Raw genomic sequence first — 19,187 nt, forward strand, 5'->3', positions numbered from 1 at the left:
AAATATTAACAATAAGGAGCTGTAAAATATGGCTGATCAGATAAAAGTTGTTTTCTATATGAACCAGTTTTTTGCTGGAATTGGCGGAGAAGAGAAGGCTGACCAGATTCCTATCGAACTTGAAGAATTGAAAGGACCTGCGTTAGCTTTATCGCAAGTTATAAAAGAGAGTAATGCTGAGGTAGTCAAGACAGTCGTATGCGGAGATAGCTTTTTTGGTGAGAATGAGGAGCAGGCAAAAAAAGAGCTTCTTGGCATGATAAAAGCGGCTTCTCCTGATATTTTCTTGGCTAGCCCTGCCTTTGGTTCTGGCAGGAATGGTGTTGCTACTGCGTCAATTTGTAGTGCTGTCACCCAAGAATTGGGAATTCCTGCCGTAACGGCTATGTATCCCGATAACCCTGGTTCGGAGCTTGTATATCCTGCCTATGCTTTGCCCACATCGAATAGAGCAGAAAAGATGATTAACGTTTTGGAGGATATGTGGAATTTCGCCTTAAAGGTGAAAGACGGTGAAGTGAGAGGGAGCGCTGCACGTGAAAATTACATTCCCCGTGGCGTAAGAAAAAATGAAGTTGATGAGTCTACTGCCGCAGAGAGGGTTCTTCCCCTTTTGCTTTCTAAGATTAAAGGAGAAGCTTATGTAACTGAGGTTGCTCTTCCCAAACATGACGCAGTTGAAGCTCCTAAGCCAGTGACCAACATGAAGAAAGCAACTTTGGCTCTGGTAACAGAAGGAAGTCTGGTTCCTTTCGGTAACCCTGATAAACTTGAATCCTGGTGGGGAGAACACTGGTACAAATATTCCATTGAAGGCTTGGATGATTTCGAGAAAGGAAAATACGAGACTATACATGCCGGTTTTGAAAATGCCAATATTGACGATGATCCAGACAGATTACTTCCCCTTGACGTGGCCCGTATAGCAGAGAAGGAAGGCCGCATTGGCAAACTATTTGACATTTATCTCACTACAACAGGTATGGAAACGGCTACGAGTTCCGCTAAAAGAATGGGCCGCGAGATGGCAGAATTTTTGAGATCTGAAGGTGTAGATGCAGCTATTGTAACTGGAACCTGAGGAACTGGTACGCGTTGTGGATCAACGCTTGCAAAAGAAATTGAGCGCGTAGGAATTCCTACAGTTATGATAACAGCCATGCCTGGGATCGCAGAAAGAATAGGCTGTCATAGAGTTGTAAAGGGTGTTGCCATAAATAACCCGACAGGAGATGCACGTCTTGCACGCGAAGAAGAACTTGTACAGAGAAAGAAGATTTTAGACGCATCTTTAGAGCTACTCGAAAAATAGGAGGCTTCAAAATGTCGACGGTATGTGGAATACCAAGCAGTATCTTTTGGATAATGCTTTTAGGAGGGCCTGGCGCGATTCTTTTCTCTTTAGTACTTATTAACTCTACATGGTGGAAAAAGCTTGTAAATAAGTATTATACGATTGACATGAAAGATTAACTTTCTGAAGGAGGTGACAAGAAATGGCAATTCAATGGCCTATTGTAGCTGCTGTTGCTTGCTTCCTTATGTTACTCGCAGGAGTAGGTGTTTTTGTAAAAAAGAAAGTAACGACAGATGAAGACTATCTTGTCGGAGGAAGAAGCGTAGGTCCTGTATTTACAGCAGTCTCTTTTTGTGTTGCCTACTATAGCACCGTTGCCGTTATTGGATGCCCTGCAATGTACTATCTTTACGGAATGGGGTACGCCTCGCTTGAACTTTTAGCAAATACATGGATTGTTGGAATCTTGTTATTTGTTGTTTTAGGACTCCGGATGAGAGTTGTTTCAGAAAGGGCCAACGTAGTGTCTCTCCCTGGGTTTCTGGCTGTTCGTTTTGAATCTGAGACATTACGTTTAGTGAGTGCGTGTATTATCGCCATTTTTGTAATTCCATATGGAGTAGCTGTTTTGAAAGGTATAGGAGATGCTCTAAAAATTCTTGCGGGTATTCCTTATCTTTTGACAGTTGTAGTTATATGTATAACGGCTTTGATTTATATGGTGACAAGTGGATATTGGGGGGTTGTTTGGACAGACCTCATCCAAGGAAGCGTTATAATGGCTGCTTTGCTTTGCACAATTCCACTTGTTTTTAAAAGCTTAGGTGGAGTTGGTCAGGCTTTAGAAGTAGCCAAAACGATTGATCCTGACTTATTGGGTATACCCGGACCTTTGCCGTGGGGACTTCTTTTCAGTTACTCTTTTGTATGGGGGCTTGTTGCTTTTGGGCAACCCCAATTAGTAACGAAATTTATTGCCCTGAAAGATGCAAAATCTGTAGGTATGACGATTTTTATTAGTACTGTATGGATGTCGCTCTTTTTGATTGCAGCTACGGTAATAGGGTTTGGAGGCCGTTTAATATTTGGAGATCAATTTATTAATAATCCTGACTTGGTCAGCCCTTCCGTTGCTAAGTTGGGGCCCAAATTTATCGTAATGCTCTTCAGTTGTGGAGTTGTAGCAGCAGGGCTAACGTCGTTAGCAGCTCTTGTTTTGACTTCTGCTACGGCAATTTCCAGAGATTTTTATGAAGATGGTTGGCTTCGCAGACAAAAGAATGCATCTTCTCGTAAGATTAATTCGGTAAAAGTGCACAGACTTTCTGTAGGAGCGATTATTATTATCACTCTTCTTTTATCCATCCGTCCATGGTCTTTTGTCTGGCAGCTATCTGTAGCTGGAGCAGGGAGTATGGCCGCTGCCTTCACAGCTCCGTTGCTTATAGGAATATATTGGAAAAGGGCAACAAAAGAAGGGTGCCTAGCTTCAATCCTTGGCGGAACAATAGTTACAACTCTTTGGTATCTTTTGAAACTCGAGTATTTCCATCCATATATACCAGGAATGATTGTTTCTATAGTTCTTTTCATCGTAGTTTCTCTTATGACAACACCGCCATCAGAGGCAACGATAAAGAAGATGTTCCCTTTTAAGGCTTAACGTTTAACGATGATGAAAAAAGAGAGACGTATCTGTTTTTAATACGTCTCTCTTTACCTTTCTTAGCTATTCAGCTATCTTGCTCAGTGCTTTTGTTGTGTTTCTTTTATCGACCTTGAATTTTGCCATAGTGGCCTTCAAACGCTCAGCCCCTTCTGAAAGGCCTTGAGATTCTGTAGCTACTTGTTCTCCAGCCTTGGCAGTCTCTTCAGATGACTGGCGAATCGCTTCTACCGACTGCACAATCTGAACAGTGGATTGCGTAACCTGGTCAATCCCCGCAGCCATTTCTTCAGAGGATGCCGCCTGTTCCTGGGCTGTTGCCGCAATGCTTTGCATAATATCGTTAACCTGAGCGATTTCCCTCATGGCTTCCTGAAGCTGGGCTTTTGCCTTTTCAGATCGTGTAATGGTCTGTTCCACAACGCCATCGACTTTTCCCATGGAAGTGAGAGCATTCTTTGTTTGAGATTGCAAGTTGCTGATAAGTGTTTCAACTTCTCCCGCCGCTTTACTGGATTCTTCAGCCAGTTTTCGAACCTCTTCAGCGACCACGGCAAATCCGCGACCGGCATCTCCAGCTCTGGCTGCTTCAATGGCAGCATTGAGGGCAAGCAGGTTCGTCTGATCAGCGATTGTTTGGATAGTAGTGACAAATCGAGTAATTGTTTCAACCGCTTCTGAGACGGCGTTCATACTTGCAGCGGTTTCCTTTGATTGAAGTCCGATATTGCGTATCTCTTCAACGGCTATATTGACTTCCTGCGTTGCTTGTTCACTTCTCTGTGTTGTCCGAGCAGTGGCTTCGGCACCTTCTGTCGCAGATTTAGCCGCACTGGAAGCGCTGGAGCTGACTTCCTCAACACCTGCATTTGTTTCTTCTACAGCTGCACTGGTTGTCTCTGATAGGGTAGCAACCTGATCGACAGAAGCCTTGACTTCTTCCATGGACGCCACAGACTCTTCTGAAAGAGCGGCAAGAGCTTCTGCGCTTGATCCAAAGTTTTCCGCTTCTTCTTGAAGATTCTCAACCATGGCCGTTAAATTGCTTTGAAGGCTTGCCATGGAGTGGAGCATTTCGGCGATCTCGTCTTTGGATTTCGTCATGTAGCGTTCCAGCCATATAAGGGATGTGTCTTTCGTAAAGTCAAGGTTACCGAACTGTTGTAGCATTTTAGATACGCCGTTGATTGGCCTGACGATGGAACGGGTAATCCATAGAATGATAACGGCCAATAAGAGCATTCCGATTGCAGCTGCAATAATCATATTGCGAACCATAACGATAGCTGCTTTTTGTACGTGAGACATGGGAACGAGAATATTGAGGCTCCAAGCTGTAGTGGAAGCACCAAACTTGATGGGAGAGTAAATCTTATAGGCTTCTTCTCCAAGTGCCGCGGAGTGCCCAACTGTCGCCATGAATTGTCCCTTTTTTATACTCTCTGCTATAGATCCCATATTTTCAAGGTCATTACGCATTGCCATATTTTTACCAATGAGGTTTGCATCTTTATGATATACGGTAGTTCCATCATTAGCGTATAAGGAAGCCACGCCATTCCCAACGATTTTTAAGTTCTTGACGATATTTTGAACAGCGGCCAGATCAATATCCATACCGACGACGCCTGCCACCCTGCCATCTATAAAAATAGGAGTTGCTAGGCTGGTTATGAACTCTTCGTCGTTTTTCTGTCCAGTATAGTTATAATAGTAAGGGTTCATAATTTCAGATTTCCCAGATCGTTTCGGGAGCAGGTAAAAATCACCATTACCTTCAGTGCTTAACATACTTTCAGTCATATCATATGACCGTTGCACCTGATTTCCTCTTTTTACAAGAGTAGCCATAAAACGACCTGTTTCATGGAATCCATCTCTTTCTATATACATGGCGTCCATTCCATCAAAAGCGTTAGGTTCGAAGGCAACCCATGTAGTAAACGCCAAGGGGGTTTCCTCAAGAACGCATTCAATCATTTTCAGCAGGTTTTGACGGGCATTCGGTGATTGACGATCCATTCCGGAAATGATCTTTGCAAGCGCCTCTGTTGTAATAAGGCCTTCATCAATTTCAGCAGAAATGGCATAAGCCGCAGATTGTGCCGTTTCTTCCACAAGAGATTTTGTTCCATCAAGTGTTGCTTGATGAACCTTAAAGGCAATGAAAGAAATCAGAGAAGCAAAAATGAGCGTGACGGTACCTAGTGTGAGTAAAAGTATTTTCCCTTGGAGCTTAAGTTTCAAAGTGTAATCCCCCTTAACTATTTTATAATATTGGTCTTTTTGTTTTAAATTAACATTAATAATAATTAATAAATCTCGATTATTGTTAAGGTTTTTATTAAAAGAGATGTAGATTCATTTATAAGGCAAAATAGCTAAATATCCATGAGTATTCAGAATTATGTATACGGGGTACAAGGTGCCTTTTTAATCAGGATAATTGCCTGGTTTTATGAAAATCTCAGTAAGGAGGGGCGTATATTGAGGAGTCCAACATGGGGTCGTTTATCATTAGATGAAAGTATTGCCAAGATTATGAAATTCGTAAGTGCAGACAATCATTCTCAGTATCGATTTATAATAGGTACGGATTCCCAGGTGTATAAAAAACAGAGAGTGGTCTTTGTCTCTACCATAATCGTTCATCGTATAGGGTTCGGAGCTATTTGTTTTTATGAGAAAAAAGTAAAAATCAAGAAATATTCTCTACGCGAGAGGATGTTTACAGAGGTTTTTTTAAGCCTTGATCTGGCAACCCGTTTTTTAAATGCAATTAAGGAACACCATTGCGCGTTATACAATGCTATGGATGACCTTGAAATTCACGTTGATGTAGGGGAGCATGGAGCTACTCGTGACCTTATAAATGCCGTGACAGGTATGGTTAAAGGATGTGGTTTCCTATGTTGCACCAAACCTGATGCATGTGGAGCCAGTTCTGTTGCTGATCGTTTCGCTAAAATATCTGGTCCTCTTACTGCCTGATCTTTAGATCTTTAACGATGAAAGGAGTCGTCGTACATGAATAAAAATGAAGTATGGAGCTGGATTGACTCAAATCAGGATAATTTCGTTGATATGGCTCGTTCCATTTGGGAGAACCCGGAATTAGGGTACAAAGAAACCTTTGCGTCAGAACTCCAAAAGAAGTTCCTTTCAAAAGAGGCATTTACTATCCGCCCCGTTGAAGACATGCCAACCGCTTTTATTGCAGAATGGGGCAGTGGTTCGCCTATAGTTGGACTGCTTGGCGAATTTGATGCCTTAGATGGCTTGTCTCAAAAAATCGGTACACAAAGGGAACCTGTACAAGAAGGCGCTCCTGGGCACGGATGCGGACATAACCTTCTGGGAGTGGCTTCCCTTGCTGCAGCCTGTTCTATCAAAAAAGCTATGGAAAATGGAGAAGTAAAAGGAACGATACGTTACTATGGATGTCCTGCTGAAGAGCTGCTTTCTGGCAAGGTCTTTATGGCTGAACATGGAGTCTTTGACGATCTTGATGTGTGTCTTGCATGGCATCCAGGTTCGATAAATACTGTTATAGGTTCCACCTTGTCAGCGATGGCCTCTGTACGCTTCTCTTTTAAAGGAGTCTCTGCCCATGCTGCCGGAGCCCCTGAAGCTGGGCGAAGTGCTCTTGATGCTGTAGAACTCATGAATGTAGGGGCCAATTATCTTCGAGAGCACTTAATTGATGGAACGCGGTTGCATTATGTAATAACTGATGGCGGGAAAATGCCGAATATCGTTCCTGACAGAGCCTCGGTCTGGTATTACCTTCGAGGGCCTCGAAAAAGTGATGTTGAGCATATCTGGAAACGTCTTCTCAATATAGGTAAAGGTGCAGCTCTTATGACGGAAACAGAAATTTCATACGTCGTGGAAGCTGGCTGTTATGATACAGTCCCCAACAAGACCCTTAATCAGCTTTTAGAGAAAAATCTCATGACGATCGGTGGTATCGATTTCGATGCGGAGGAGAAGGAATTGGCCAAAACCTTGTTTTACTCAATTCCCGAGGGCCAAAGAGAAACAAGCTTGAGACAGTGTCCTCAAACTCTTCGCGATAATAAATTCCTTTGTGAAGAAGCTGTTGAATGTTTCGATGAAGGCAGACAGATTATGGGGTCTACCGATGTCGGTGATGTAAGTTATATTGCCCCCACATCTATGCTTTCTGCAGCAACTTGGCCTCTTGCCACTCCGGCTCATTCTTGGCAGGCTGCCTCAGCATCCGGTTCTTCTTTGGGAATGAAAGGAATGCTTCTTGCCGCAAAAGTATTGGCAGGTGCTGCTTTCGACCTTATGTCAGATGGCGGCTCACTCGTTGAGGAAGCCCAAACAGAATTTAAAAAACTTGAATTAGACGCATATAAGCCACTCTATAAAGCATTGCATTAGTAAACATTCCGGTATCCTGTGCGCGGGTCATAGTGAAGGAGTGATGGTTGTGAAAGATCACGTGAAAAACGCTTTGGTTATCAAAGAATTTGATAATGTAGCTACAGCTTTACAAAACCTGAGCGAGGGCGACACTGCCTGTTATGAAGTGGATGGCGTTCTTCGAACCCTGCGCTTGAAACAAAATATTTCTTTCGGGCATAAATTTGCTATACGGCAAATTGAAGAGGGAGAAGGAGTTGTGAAGTATAGCGAAGTTATTGGCAGAGCTACTCAGAGAATTGAAGCGGGGGAGCATGTTCACATACACAACCTGGAAAGCCTCAGAGGCCGTGGCGATTGGGAGGTGCAAGCATGAACATTCAAGGGTATAGACGTAAAAATGGAGACGTAGGAATCCGTAACCATATAGCGGTTATCCCTGCATCTGTTTGTGCCAGCACTGTAGCTCAACGAATAGCGAGTCAGGTTGAGGGAGCCATTGCCTTGCCGAACCAACATGGCTGCGCTCAGATTAAACCGGACCTTGAAATAACGGCTAGAACTCTTGCGGGGCTTGGAAAAAACGGAAATGTTGCTGCGGTTTTAGTTGTGGGGTTAGGGTGCGAAGGCCTTCAGGCCGACTGGTTAGCCGAGGAAATAGCTAAGACAGGCAAACCTGTTGAGTCTCTAATTATACAAAAATGTGGTGGAACCCTTAAAGCTCAGGAACAGGGATTGCGTATAGCAAGAGCTATATCACAAGAAGTTTCTCTCTATAAAAAAGAAGACATTCCTGTGAGTTCGCTTATTTTAGGCTTGGAATGCGGAGGATCAGACGCTACTTCGGGGCTGGCTGCCAACCCTGTTCATGGCTATGTCTCCGACAGACTTATCTCTATGGGAGGAACATCAATTCTTTCTGAAACAACAGAACTTATTGGTGCCGAACACATTCTGGTCAAGAGAGCAGTTTCTCCAGAAGTAGCAAAAAAGCTTCTTCATATTGTGGCCCGATGTGAAGCAAGAGCTAAAACTATGGGCGTTGATCTACGGGGAAGCCAGCCGACTCCCGGAAATATTGAGGGTGGTCTGACTACTATTGAAGAGAAATCTCTTGGCTGCATCTATAAAGGTGGAACAAGCCCCTTACAAGGTGTTCTTGAATATGCGGAAAGCCCTACAGGCCGAGGACTTTACGTAATGGATACTCCCGGTCAGGATGTTGAGTCTATTACTGGCATGGTGGCAGGTGGAGCTCATATTGTTATCTTTTCTACCGGACGGGGTACCCCCACTGGATTCCCCCTTGCTCCTGTTATCAAAATTACAGGGAATCCTCATACCTATCTCATGATGGAAGAAAACATCGATATTAATGCAGGAACAATTATTACTGGTAATGAAAGCATTTCTGATGTTGGAGAAAGGGTCTGGAAGGAAATAGTTCAGGTATGTGACGGAAAACGTACGAAAGCAGAGGCTTTACAACATATGGAATTTGGAATATATAAGCTTACTTCAACATTTTAAAACTAAAAACTCGATGGCAAAAAATCAATAAAGAGAAGCATCACCTATTTACAACAGGGGGTTAACTATGACACTTCGCGATGATGCTCATGAAATTATTAAATATGCTATAGATGCAGTATTACCTGAATATGCCGTTCAGGAGCAGCTTCGAAAGAAGCCGTGTAAAGGCAGGGTAATTCTTGTCTCCATAGGAAAAGCGGCGTGGAGAATGGCGAAGGCCGCAGTAGATATATTGGGCGATCAGGTGGTGCAGGGTATAGTCATCACCAAATACAATCACAGTCAAGGCCCCATTCCCCATCTTGTTGTACGAGAAGCAGGACACCCCCTGCTTGATGAAAATTCATTGGAAGCTACATCGGAAGCCCTTCAGATGACACAGAATCTTACTGCCAATGATGAGGTTCTTTTTTTAGTCTCAGGTGGAGGTTCGGCACTTTTCGAAAAGCCTAAAGAGGGCGTATGTCTCGGAGATTTCGTTGATATTACAGATCAAATGCTTCGTTGTGGAGCTAACATCGTTGAGATCAATATGATCCGCAAACGACTTTCCGCCGTAAAGGGTGGTCAGTTTGCCAAATGGGTGGCTCCAGCTACAATTTATTCTATTGTTCTTTCAGACGTTTTGGGCGATCGGCTCGATAGCATAGCATCCGGACCAGCCTATCCCGATTCCACAACGTCAGCACAGGCGCTAGAGATTATCTCTCGCTACAAAATTGATGTAAAACCTGAATTAATCGAAATACTGAAAGAAGAAACGCCGAAAGTTATAGATAACGTAGAGACATTTATTACGGGAAGTGTCAGAACACTTTGCGACAAGGCAGCTGAAAAAGCTACAGAGTTGGGCTATCAGTCGTATATACTTACCACAACCCTCCAGTGCGAGGCCAAAGAGGCAGGTAGTTTTTTGGCATCAATAGCCGTGGAAGAAAGTGAATTCTGCCGCCCTGTAAAGCTTCCATGTGCCATTATTCTGGGAGGAGAAACAGTTGTACATCTAAAGGGAAAGGGAAAAGGTGGACGAAATCAGGAGATGGCTCTTGCTGCCGCTTTAAACATTCAGGGTATGTCGAATATTGTGTTTGCTTCTGTTGGATCTGATGGCACAGATGGCCCTACAGATGCGGCAGGAGGCATTGTTGATGGCCAAACTGTTCAAAAAATACGTGAAAGCGGAGGGAATCCTTACGCTCTTCTTGAAAACAATGATGCTTATAATGCTTTAGAAATGTGTAACTCGCTCATAAAGACAGGGCCTACAGGCACAAATGTGAACGATCTTACGGTCCTTTTAGTGAAAGATGTATAATAAACGGTATTATTTTGTCTAAAGCGGGAGGCATTACGTGTGAAAAACCGAGATGTAGAAGCTAAATATCGGGAAAAGGGTTTTTATTCTTTCTCCAGTGCCTGGGAAAAGATTCAGGAAGAAGAGAGAAAACAGGTTTTCGCTTTAGCCGAAGACTATAAGCTCTTCCTTGACAATGGAAAAATCGAACGGGAATGTGTAGAACAGATTGTTTCTATGGCCCGGGTGGCTGGATTTGTCGACCTTGAAGAAATGATTCAGGCTGGTAGACGTCTGGAGCCGGGCATAAAAGTAATGGTGGTAAATCGCAACAAGGCCGTGGCGCTCTTTGTCATAGGTAAAAAGTCGCTTTCAGAAGGGCTCTACATTGTGGGCAGTCACATAGATTCGCCTCGCCTTGACCTGAAACCTCAGCCTCTTTATGAAGATTCAGGACTAGCTTTACTGAAAACCCATTACTATGGTGGAATCAAGAAGTACCAATGGGCAACACTTCCTTTGGCAATTCATGGCGTCTTTGCCAAAAAAGATGGAAGCATCGTTCATCTCAATATTGGAGAGAGGGAAGACGATCCCTTGTTTGTTATTAGCGATATACTTCCTCATCTGGGCAAAGCTCAGGCCTCCAAAACAATGAGCGAAGGCATTTCCGGTGAAAATTTGAATGTAATTCTTGGTCATATTCCTGTAAAAGACGATGATATTAAAGAAAAGGTAAAACTCGGAGTACTCCAGATATTGACGGCAAAATACGGAGTGGATGAAGCCGATTTTACCTCTGCCGAAATAGAAATAGTTCCGGCTGGCAGATCTCGTGATGCAGGGCTTGATCGTGGCTTGATCTTAGCCTATGGTCACGACGACAGGTCATGTGCCTTTGCTTCTTTACGAGCTATCCTCGATGTTGAACATCCTGTATATACGGCATCGGCTCTTTTTGTAGATAAAGAGGAAATTGGCAGTATGGGAAGCACTGGTATGGAATCTGTCTTTTATGAAAACACAGTGGCAGAACTTCTGGCTTTGGAAGGAGAAGGGTATTCAGAGATCAATCTTCGCCGTGCCTTCAGCCACAGCAGAGTTCTCTCTGCCGATGTAGATGGAGCTTTTGACCCCACCTATCCGGAACCCTTCGACAAGCGCAACGCTTCTTTTATGGGAAATGGAGTCGTTGTGCAGAAATACACAGGAAGTCGGGGCAAATATGGATCTAACGATGCCAGTGCAGAATTCGTAGCCTCTATTCGGGCGTTATACGATGAAAATAATGTGGTCTGGCAGACAGGGGAACTGGGAAAGGTTGATGAGGGTGGCGGTGGCACAATTGCCTACATTCTTGCAAACAGAGGAGCAGATGTTATCGACTGCGGCGTTCCCGTTCTATCTATGCACGCTCCGTGGGAACTCATAAGCAAGGTCGACCTTTACATGGCCTGGAAGGGATATAGAGCTTTTTTACAATCGAAATAATAACATGCCCGGTGAAAGCCGGGCTTTTTTTGTAACCTCTTGATATACTCTATATGGGTATGCTAGAATTAATATATTAAGTTGTCTGATCATTGCGGAGGTGAAATGATGCTTACATTAAAGAAAAGAGTACTGATTATCGGAGGGGGCCCGGGTGGAAGGTTTTCATATATAGCACTTCGACGTATGGGTGAAAAGAGCCTTTCCATTGTGATGAACGAGGATCCTACTGTAATTTGTTCACTTCCTTATGGTGTTGGGAGAAAGCTTGTTCCAGGTGGCCCCGAAGAAGAAGTGGTTGATTTGGCGAACTCTGATCGTTTGCCGCCTGAGATTGTTGAAGATGCTATTCGCGGCGTCGTCACCGAACTTGATGCAGAGAATCATATCGCAAGGGGAACGAGTACAGGTGGTCCCTTTGAAATCCATTTTGAGAAAGTATTGCTTGCACCCGGTGCAGTTCCCTGGCTTCCTTCAGTAAAGGGCCTTTTATTAGATTCAGATAGAGAAGGGCAGAAACGAGACCTGACGGAAATTATGGTTGGACGTGAATATGTTTCTAAAGAAAGATTGGCAGAAAATATCTTTGTTATGCGTGGAGCAGACGATGCCCGTGCACTTGATGTCTTTGCAGAAAAAAGCGACAAAGCAGTCGTTGTTGGCAGTGGAGCTATAGGATTAGAAGTTGTGGAGGCTCTTCACGATAGAGGACTAACTGTTACATTGGTTGAAGCTTTGCCGCACCTTATCGCGGCCATGGATAAAGATATGGCCGAAAAAGTCAGTAATCGCCTTTCTGAATCAGGTGTTTCTGTTTATAGAAATATGCAGCTGACAGAAGTCAAATCAGACAGGGTTGTACTCTCTGATGGCACGGAGATAGAGACTGATGGCGTTATTTTTGCAACAGGTGTTCGTCCTAACATTAAGTTGGCTCAAAGTGCAGGATTATCTATTGAGCGGGGTATCGTAGTCAACGAAAATATGCAGTCGTCCCATCCCAATATATATGTTGTTGGTGACGCCGCTCAAATCAGCGATGCTGTTACAGAACGTCCTATATTGCCTCTTATTGGAACTCTTGCTATGCGTCAGGGGCTTGTTGCCTCTGCTAATATTATGGGGAAAAACATGTCTTTGCCACCTGCAACAGTCTGGGGGCTAAGTGCCATTTTCGATCTTCATTGGGGAAGTGTGGGGTGGACTGAGGAATTGGCTAACGCGTCGGATATTCCGGTATTTTCTCTCACTTTGCCATATCGCACACGAGAAAAAGCTATGCCCAACGGGAAAGAAGGACTCTGGAAAGTTGTCGTTTCCGCATCTGACGAAAAAGGACTGAAAAAAGGACAGATTATTGGTTTCCAGATTGTCATTGACGGGGAATCCCCTCTCTTTTTAACGGAACGTTTTATCGATATTATTACCCGAAGGGAAACTATTACTGATTTATTTTCTCACTATTTCGTCCATTCTCCTTATCATAATACAGTTGAAGATCCTTACCTTATGCTGCTCTTTACTGCTCAGGAAGCGATGACTCATTAAAAAAGAGTATAATACATAATAGTTAGACTTTTACATAAAGTAAGGGGGATTTATCATGCCAATAGTGAACGTTCATATTCTTGAAGGACGAACAGTAGAGCAAAAGCGACGACTTGTAAATGAAATGACTCAGACGATATGTTCGTGTCTTGATGTGCCGGCTGAAAAGGTTCGTATCATAATAACAGACATGAAAAAATCTGACTTTGCTGTAGCAGGAGTATTGGCCTCAGATAGAGATAAGTAATCTTTAATTAAAATAGAGGTGTCTATAATGTTTAGCGAAGAAGACGAAAGAAAACAAGAAACTTTTCTTTCGAAAGTCCTTTTTTGGTCAAAAGCTTTTACTCACGGAACATTTGTTGATAAAAGAATGGCTGTTGTCAGAAAAGAGGCTTTTGACGTCAATGACAATTTGATGTTGCTCTTGTTTGGCGATTTTTTGGGAATTCCCAATCCCATTTCATACTATATGCTCGAAATACTTCCTTACTTTGCTGAAGACCTCGTTGCATGGGAACGTAGAATGCAAAATCGTAAGTTTATTATTGCTGAAAAAGCATCGCAATATGACTTCGACTAAGGGAGGCTTCTCTTTCAATGGTCTATCGTGTAAAGCGACAGTTTATATTTTTTGGCGGAAAAGGTGGAACAGGGAAAACCACATGTGCGGCGGCATACGCTTACGCCCTTTCTCAACAGGGGGTAAAAACCCTGGTTGTTTCTACTGATCCTGCTCATTCTCTTGCTGATGCCTTCGATCACCCCATAGGTCTGGATGTTGTTCGTATCGAAGAAAATCTTTGGGGTATTGAAATAGATGCGGAAGAAGAAGCCAAAAAATATATGAAAGCGATTCAAGATAAAATGCTTCATATTGTCAGTGCTGTTATTGTCGACGAAATAAAGCGTCAGATAGAAATAGCCTATATGTCCCCAGGGGCAGAAGAAGCTGCCATATTTGACAAGTTTATAGAGCTTATGGAATCCATCGGGAAACCTTACGATGCAATTGTTTTTGATACGGCTCCTACAGGGCATACCTTGCGGCTCCTTACGTTGCCCGAAATATTAGGAGTCTGGATCGAGCATCTTATAGAAAAACGGGCCAATGCCATGGAACTCATGAAGGTCGCTGCTAAATACGACAAAGAATTGCAAGAAAAAATAAAAGAAGATCCCATAATAGAAACCCTGCAAAAGCGACGGGATAAATTTACCTTAGCTCGAAAAATCTTGACTGATCGTGAAAATACGGCTTTTTACTTTGTGCTCAATGCAGAAAAACTTCCGATTATAGAGACGAAGAGGGCCATAGAAATATTGCAAAAGCACAATATTGGTATTGGCGGTGTTGTCGTTAACAAGGTTATACCGGAAGAAGCGGGGCCTTTTTTTGAAAAACGCCGCATTGCTCAGGAACAGTATCTTCTCCAAATAGATGAATTATTTGGATCTTTGGGGGTAACCCACGTACCTATGCTTGATTCGGATATTCAAGGTCTTGAACAGCTTAATCAGATAGGTCCGTTTATTCTCAAGCTCGATGAAATATAATAGAAATTGCTATGATTTGATGTAAGATAAAGCCAGTTCTTTTAATTCGGGGATGATTTTAGATATCCATTGATCGTCGATATGTTTATCAAACGAATCGACTTCAATTACTCGTCCCCAATGGTAAGGTGCATCTGTAGCGGGAAGCATGGATCCGTTATAGATGACATAATCCTGATAGATAAGCCATGTTAAAGATTGATTCTCAATAATTCCGCCATCGACCTTATTGAGATTTTCATCATATTTTTCCCAACGCTCTGGCCCATAGGTATTTCCGAGAAAAATAAAGGCGCTTCCATCTTCTTTTAGAGCGATAAGAGAATGTTTTAGATTTGAATCTATAAAAATATGGTGAATTCCCCAAAAGGGAGGATTAAAAACAGTGAGCCTCTTAGCGCGGCTCCACTCGGTGACTTTATGTGCATCACGTGCTCTTCTGACAATGTCACTTGCTGAGAGGGGAACAGTAGATTTCTTTTGAATTCCAAAGATACGAAGCAGTTTAGATAGCATAAGCAACGCTCCTTTCTTCTTTTTTCGGGGGATATTGTAACATTTTTAAAAGAATAAGGGACAGATGGGGAGTGGTAGAGATGATATTTGATACTTTAAGTAATGCGTCGACATATTTTTGTTTGGGAGAACGTTTCAAAAAAGCTTTTGATTTCCTCGAAGATTTAAAGGTCGTTGCTCTTGAAGATGGGAAGTATGAAATTGAGGGAACGTCTATATTTGCTATTATTCAGTCTTCCACGACAAAGCCTAAAGAAGCTCAAGTATGGGAAGCCCATAAAAAATATGCAGACATTCAATGCCTTCTTTCCGGTTCGGAATGGTTAGGCTATGCTCCAATAGAGACAATGAAATTAGCTCTCCCTTATGATGACGTGCGGGATTTTGCCTTGTTTGATGGGGAAGGGGCCTATTTTCAGACTCACCCCGGTTGGTTTTCACTCTTTTTCCCCCATGACGTACACAAAGGATGTGTTGCTCTCAAAACCCCGAGTCGCATTAGGAAAATAGTTGTAAAAGTCGAGATGGGGTAAAAGAAGAGGAGTAAAGACAAAGGAGGGAAGACTATGTTTCGTGTTGCCTGCGTGCAGATGGACGCTCGAAATGTGAGCCAATACGAGCAGACAGAACGAGAAATACTACAATGGATCGATAGTCTGTGTAGTGAAGAGGATGTTGATCTTATCGTCTTTCCTGAATGTACTTGGCCCGCCTATTATCTTGGCGAAAACGAGGAAGCCGCTGCATTGGCCTTAAAGCATACTCATGCAGTGATAGAAGAAGTGGCGAAACGAGCAGTTCATTATGGCGTCCACATAGCCATGGGACTCTACGTGGAAGAAGAGGGAACTTTGCGAAATGCTGGAATTCTTTGGGGGCCGGAAGGTGAAGAGCTAGGACGGGTTTATAAATCAAATCTTTGGCACTTCGACGAGAAATATGTCAAAGCAGGAACAACTTTCCCTGTCATGAAAACTCCCTTAGGAAATTTGGGAATGATGATATGTGCCGATGGAAGAGCTCCTGAAATAGCGCGTATAATGACTGAAAAAGGTGCGAATGTCATCATCGATATGGCAAATCTCATGTCTTCAGCCTCCGACCCGGCCCTTTTGAATAATCCTCAAATCGAGTATATGCTTCCGACACGAGCGTTTGAAAATGGAGTTTGGATTATTCTATGCGATAAAGCAGGCCTTGAATCTTACACAGCCATGAATACGGGCAGAAGCTGCGTTATCAATCCGTTGGGGCACATTGTCGGAGAATCTCCATCAGACACGAGTGAAGCTCTTATTGCCGTAATAGATACGGAAATGGCGTCATTTCCTCTTCCAGAGAAAGGAAACAGGTGTTTTTCAAGATTAATAGACCCAACGGAAGATTTGCCAGTTACTGCATATATGAAAGAACCTGTATGTTTGCCTGATTCTGGCATCCTTTCTTCTGTGGCGTATTTTTCAGCAGAAAATATGGAACACTATATTGCCACAGCTTCACGAATGATTCGCATTTTACAAGATCAGGGTTCATCTCTTATTTTGCTGCCATGTTGTGGAAAAAATGAAGATGTAGATAATATAACTCGCCAAATTCGACCTTTGCTGAATCCAGATGTGGTTGTATGTGTAAGTGGCTCTTTAGATGCAGACGGCCACAAAAAAAAGGCAGCTGTAGCTTTTTCGCAAAACAACACGTATGGTCCGGTTTTCTTGGATAATTCATGCCGCCCTGATATTTTTTCTACAGAAGTGGGACGTTTAGGCCTCCTTATTGGAGATGAAATGTTTCTTCCTGAAGTTGCAAGGTGCATGATGTTGGATGGGGCCCAGATGCTTCTCTGGTGCGATTCAAGACGTTATGCCATGACTGAAAAAGTGGCACGTTGTCGTGCTGCCGAGAATAGGGTTTTCCTCATGCGTTCAGGAACAGGAGAAGATGAAGATAACTCTTTTATTGTATTGCCGACAGGAGCGATTAGTGCCGCTACTGTTCCAAAAGTAGAACAGGCAGTCTCAACATATTGCCTTTTGGCAGAGGCATACAGCAAAACGGTAGTGCCGGGCACAGATGTTGTAAGAGGAAGAATACCTTACGTATATAAAGAATTGAAAAATACGCACCGAAAGGAAGATTTATAGATTGCACTTCGATGATCCTGACATTTATTTTATGAAGCAAGCTCTCGAGGAAGCCAGAAAGGGCGCTGAAAATGGAGAAGTTCCAGTAGCAGCTCTTGTAGTTTATGAAGGCCGCATTATAGGTATAGGAAAAAATTACAAACATATAGATCCTACGGCACATGCGGAGATACTTGCTATGCGTGAAGCCTCTCAACATTTGAAACGGTGGAATTTGAACGGCTGTACTCTCTATGTAACCTTGGAACCGTGCCCCATGTGTGCCGGAGCCATTGTATTAGCGCGTATTCAACGTTTGGTTTATGGTGCCTCCGATCCCCGTGCTGGAGCGTGTGGAACGCTATACAATATCGTTCAGGATTCTCGGCTCAATCATAGATGTGACATAAGAAAGGGAGTACTTGCTGAAGAAAGTTCTGAACTCCTTTGGGAGTATTTCAAGAAGAGGAGAAATAATTCTAATAAAGTAAACTCATAATCTTCCTTGCCTGCATACCATACCTGCCATTGTACTATGATATATTCGCAGTATTAGAGTTTGAATTAACTATAAGCATATTGTATAATATATGTGCTTGATTAATTTTAATGTTACATAGAAGGAGGACTTACTATGGACTTGAAAGGTTCTAAAACCGAAGCTAACTTGAGAGAAGCATTTGCAGGAGAGTCACAGGCTAGAAACAAGTACACCTACTATGCCTCTAAAGCCAAAAAAGAGGGACTCAACCAAATAGCAGCCCTTTTTGAAGAGACGGCTAACAATGAAAAAGAACACGCCAAAATTTGGTTCAAATTGTTGCACGACGGAATCCCCACGACAGATGAGAATTTAAAAGATGCTGCTGCCGGAGAAAATTACGAATGGACCGAAATGTATGAGAGCTTTGCTAAAGATGCAGAAGAAGAGGGCTTTACAAAAATTGCATATCTTTTCAAAGCTGTTGCTCAGATAGAGAAAGAGCACGAAGAGCGCTACTTGCATTTACTTAAAAACCTTGAAGAGGGGAAAGTTTTTGTAAGAGAAGATAAAAAGGCATGGAAATGTGCTAATTGTGGCCATATCTATTATGGAGAAAAAGCGCCAGAAGTTTGCCCCGTTTGTGACCATCCCCAGGCTTATTTTGAAATAAAAGCTGAAAATTATTAGAAAAAATAGAGAAGAGGCTCTTGAAAAAAGAGCCTCTTTCTTTTTCATGTACGGTCCAACATGATGAGCGTTATCTCTTTCACTTTACCTGAGTAAACGGAACAAAACTCTGGCTCATCTACTTATGAATCCTTTCATTCCCTAGACATCTACATCTAAAATCGCTATAATGCTCACGTTACGTATCTGGAGGGGTGGCCGAGTGGTCGAAGGCGATCGACTCGAAATCGATTAGGCGGCTAATACCTGCCTCGTGGGTTCAAATCCCACCCTCTCCGCCAGAAAATTATAAGAGAACTCCTGTTTAGACGGGGTTCTCTTTTTTTTAACTTGACGGATATGTGGAAAAGTGGTAATCTTCCCTATCATGAAGAAAACAAAGAAAATTCAAGAAATGCTTACAAGCTGTTTCTTTTATTATTGGTTTAGCGTGGGTCCCTCTCCGGGGGTCGACGCTTAATTGCGTTGATCTTTTAGGGCAGGGCCCCTTTCTTACAGAGAGAGGGGCCCTGTTTTTTTATACTTTTAGAGCGAGAAAAGAGGGTAGGTATTGAGCTCACAGCAATACGTTAACTAATTTACTTGATGAGGACGGTGAAAAG

At 42.9% G+C, this 19,187-nt stretch carries 20 protein-coding genes and 1 tRNA gene; 19 read left to right on the plus strand and 2 right to left on the minus strand.

From position 1 onward, the window contains the following. Nucleotides 1–28: 28 nt before the first annotated feature. The 4 genes from RBH88_RS04000 to RBH88_RS04015 all read left to right on the plus strand — a co-directional run bounded on the left by RBH88_RS04000 (nt 29) and on the right by RBH88_RS04015 (nt 2,960). Nucleotides 29–1,081 (plus strand): glycine/betaine/sarcosine/D-proline family reductase selenoprotein B, encoded by a 1,053-nt coding sequence (locus RBH88_RS04000; RefSeq protein ID WP_213695155.1) that lies wholly within the window; start codon nt 29–31, stop codon nt 1,079–1,081. A 66-nt stretch (nt 1,082–1,147) separates the two neighbouring features. After that, the gene (locus RBH88_RS04005) at nt 1,148–1,312 is read left to right on the plus strand and encodes a hypothetical protein (RefSeq protein ID WP_213691054.1); all 165 of its coding nucleotides are present in this window, start codon (nt 1,148–1,150) and stop codon (nt 1,310–1,312) included. A gap of 11 nt (nt 1,313–1,323) precedes the next feature. Beyond that, nucleotides 1,324–1,473, plus strand: coding sequence for a hypothetical protein (locus tag RBH88_RS04010; protein WP_213691055.1), 150 nt, complete (start codon nt 1,324–1,326; stop codon nt 1,471–1,473). A 23-nt stretch (nt 1,474–1,496) separates the two neighbouring features. Further along, nucleotides 1,497–2,960 (plus strand): hypothetical protein, encoded by a 1,464-nt coding sequence (locus tag RBH88_RS04015; protein ID WP_213695154.1) that lies wholly within the window; start codon nt 1,497–1,499, stop codon nt 2,958–2,960. A gap of 66 nt (nt 2,961–3,026) precedes the next feature. Here the strand turns inward: RBH88_RS04015 and RBH88_RS04020 are convergent, their stop codons facing one another. After that, the gene (locus RBH88_RS04020) at nt 3,027–5,210 is read right to left on the minus strand and encodes a methyl-accepting chemotaxis protein (RefSeq protein WP_307879972.1); all 2,184 of its coding nucleotides are present in this window, start codon (nt 5,208–5,210) and stop codon (nt 3,027–3,029) included. A 240-nt stretch (nt 5,211–5,450) separates the two neighbouring features. Here RBH88_RS04020 and RBH88_RS04025 point away from each other — a divergent pair, with 240 nt between their 5' ends. From RBH88_RS04025 to RBH88_RS04070, 10 genes are all read left to right on the plus strand, one after another. Beyond that, the gene (locus RBH88_RS04025) at nt 5,451–5,954 is read left to right on the plus strand and encodes a ribonuclease H-like YkuK family protein (protein ID WP_213690277.1); all 504 of its coding nucleotides are present in this window, start codon (nt 5,451–5,453) and stop codon (nt 5,952–5,954) included. Nucleotides 5,955–5,990: 36 nt separating this feature from the next. Beyond that, complete coding sequence (locus tag RBH88_RS04030) at nt 5,991–7,373, plus strand: amidohydrolase (RefSeq protein ID WP_307879973.1); 1,383 nt, start codon at nt 5,991–5,993, stop codon at nt 7,371–7,373. Between the two features lie 49 nt (nt 7,374–7,422). Beyond that, nucleotides 7,423–7,731, plus strand: coding sequence for a UxaA family hydrolase (locus RBH88_RS04035; protein WP_307879974.1), 309 nt, complete (start codon nt 7,423–7,425; stop codon nt 7,729–7,731). Then, complete coding sequence (locus RBH88_RS04040) at nt 7,728–8,885, plus strand: UxaA family hydrolase (RefSeq protein ID WP_213690274.1); 1,158 nt, start codon at nt 7,728–7,730, stop codon at nt 8,883–8,885. The genes RBH88_RS04035 and RBH88_RS04040 overlap by 4 nt, the downstream gene beginning before the upstream one ends. 67 nt (nt 8,886–8,952) lie before the next feature. Then, a complete protein-coding gene (locus RBH88_RS04045) occupies nt 8,953–10,203 on the plus strand; it encodes a glycerate kinase (protein ID WP_307879975.1) in 1,251 nt (416 codons plus the stop codon). A gap of 39 nt (nt 10,204–10,242) precedes the next feature. Next, entirely contained in the window at nt 10,243–11,673 is a 1,431-nt protein-coding gene (locus RBH88_RS04050; protein WP_213695149.1) for an aminopeptidase, read from the plus strand. A gap of 108 nt (nt 11,674–11,781) precedes the next feature. Continuing rightward, complete coding sequence (locus tag RBH88_RS04055) at nt 11,782–13,221, plus strand: FAD-dependent oxidoreductase (protein ID WP_213690279.1); 1,440 nt, start codon at nt 11,782–11,784, stop codon at nt 13,219–13,221. A 55-nt stretch (nt 13,222–13,276) separates the two neighbouring features. Then, a complete protein-coding gene (locus tag RBH88_RS04060; protein ID WP_213690271.1) occupies nt 13,277–13,468 on the plus strand; it encodes a 4-oxalocrotonate tautomerase in 192 nt (63 codons plus the stop codon). Between the two features lie 27 nt (nt 13,469–13,495). After that, nucleotides 13,496–13,804, plus strand: coding sequence for a hypothetical protein (locus RBH88_RS04065; protein WP_374047596.1), 309 nt, complete (start codon nt 13,496–13,498; stop codon nt 13,802–13,804). A 17-nt stretch (nt 13,805–13,821) separates the two neighbouring features. Beyond that, a complete protein-coding gene (locus tag RBH88_RS04070) occupies nt 13,822–14,778 on the plus strand; it encodes an ArsA family ATPase (RefSeq protein WP_213690269.1) in 957 nt (318 codons plus the stop codon). A 9-nt stretch (nt 14,779–14,787) separates the two neighbouring features. On the opposite strand, the gene RBH88_RS04075 is transcribed toward RBH88_RS04070, so the two are convergent. Next, nucleotides 14,788–15,294, minus strand: coding sequence for a hypothetical protein (locus RBH88_RS04075; protein WP_213690268.1), 507 nt, complete (start codon nt 15,292–15,294; stop codon nt 14,788–14,790). A gap of 80 nt (nt 15,295–15,374) precedes the next feature. On the opposite strand from RBH88_RS04075, the gene RBH88_RS04080 reads away from it, so the two are divergent. The 5 genes from RBH88_RS04080 to RBH88_RS04100 all read left to right on the plus strand — a co-directional run bounded on the left by RBH88_RS04080 (nt 15,375) and on the right by RBH88_RS04100 (nt 18,866). Then, nucleotides 15,375–15,827 carry a YhcH/YjgK/YiaL family protein gene (locus tag RBH88_RS04080; RefSeq protein ID WP_213690267.1) on the plus strand — a complete coding sequence of 151 codons (453 nt, stop codon included), beginning with the start codon at nt 15,375–15,377 and terminating at the stop codon, nt 15,825–15,827. Nucleotides 15,828–15,860: 33 nt separating this feature from the next. Continuing rightward, the gene (locus RBH88_RS04085) at nt 15,861–17,435 is read left to right on the plus strand and encodes a carbon-nitrogen hydrolase family protein (RefSeq protein ID WP_213701177.1); all 1,575 of its coding nucleotides are present in this window, start codon (nt 15,861–15,863) and stop codon (nt 17,433–17,435) included. Between the two features lies 1 nt (nt 17,436). After that, nucleotides 17,437–17,913, plus strand: coding sequence for a tRNA adenosine(34) deaminase TadA (tadA, locus tag RBH88_RS04090; RefSeq protein ID WP_307879976.1), 477 nt, complete (start codon nt 17,437–17,439; stop codon nt 17,911–17,913). A gap of 135 nt (nt 17,914–18,048) precedes the next feature. Further along, nucleotides 18,049–18,585 carry a rubrerythrin gene (gene rbr / locus RBH88_RS04095; RefSeq protein ID WP_213690265.1) on the plus strand — a complete coding sequence of 179 codons (537 nt, stop codon included), beginning with the start codon at nt 18,049–18,051 and terminating at the stop codon, nt 18,583–18,585. Nucleotides 18,586–18,773: 188 nt separating this feature from the next. After that, nucleotides 18,774–18,866, plus strand: a tRNA-Ser gene (locus RBH88_RS04100). Nucleotides 18,867–19,187: the final 321 nt, after the last annotated feature.

The organism is Aminobacterium sp. MB27-C1 (assembly GCF_030908405.1).
GTDB lineage: Bacteria > Synergistota > Synergistia > Synergistales > Aminobacteriaceae > Aminobacterium.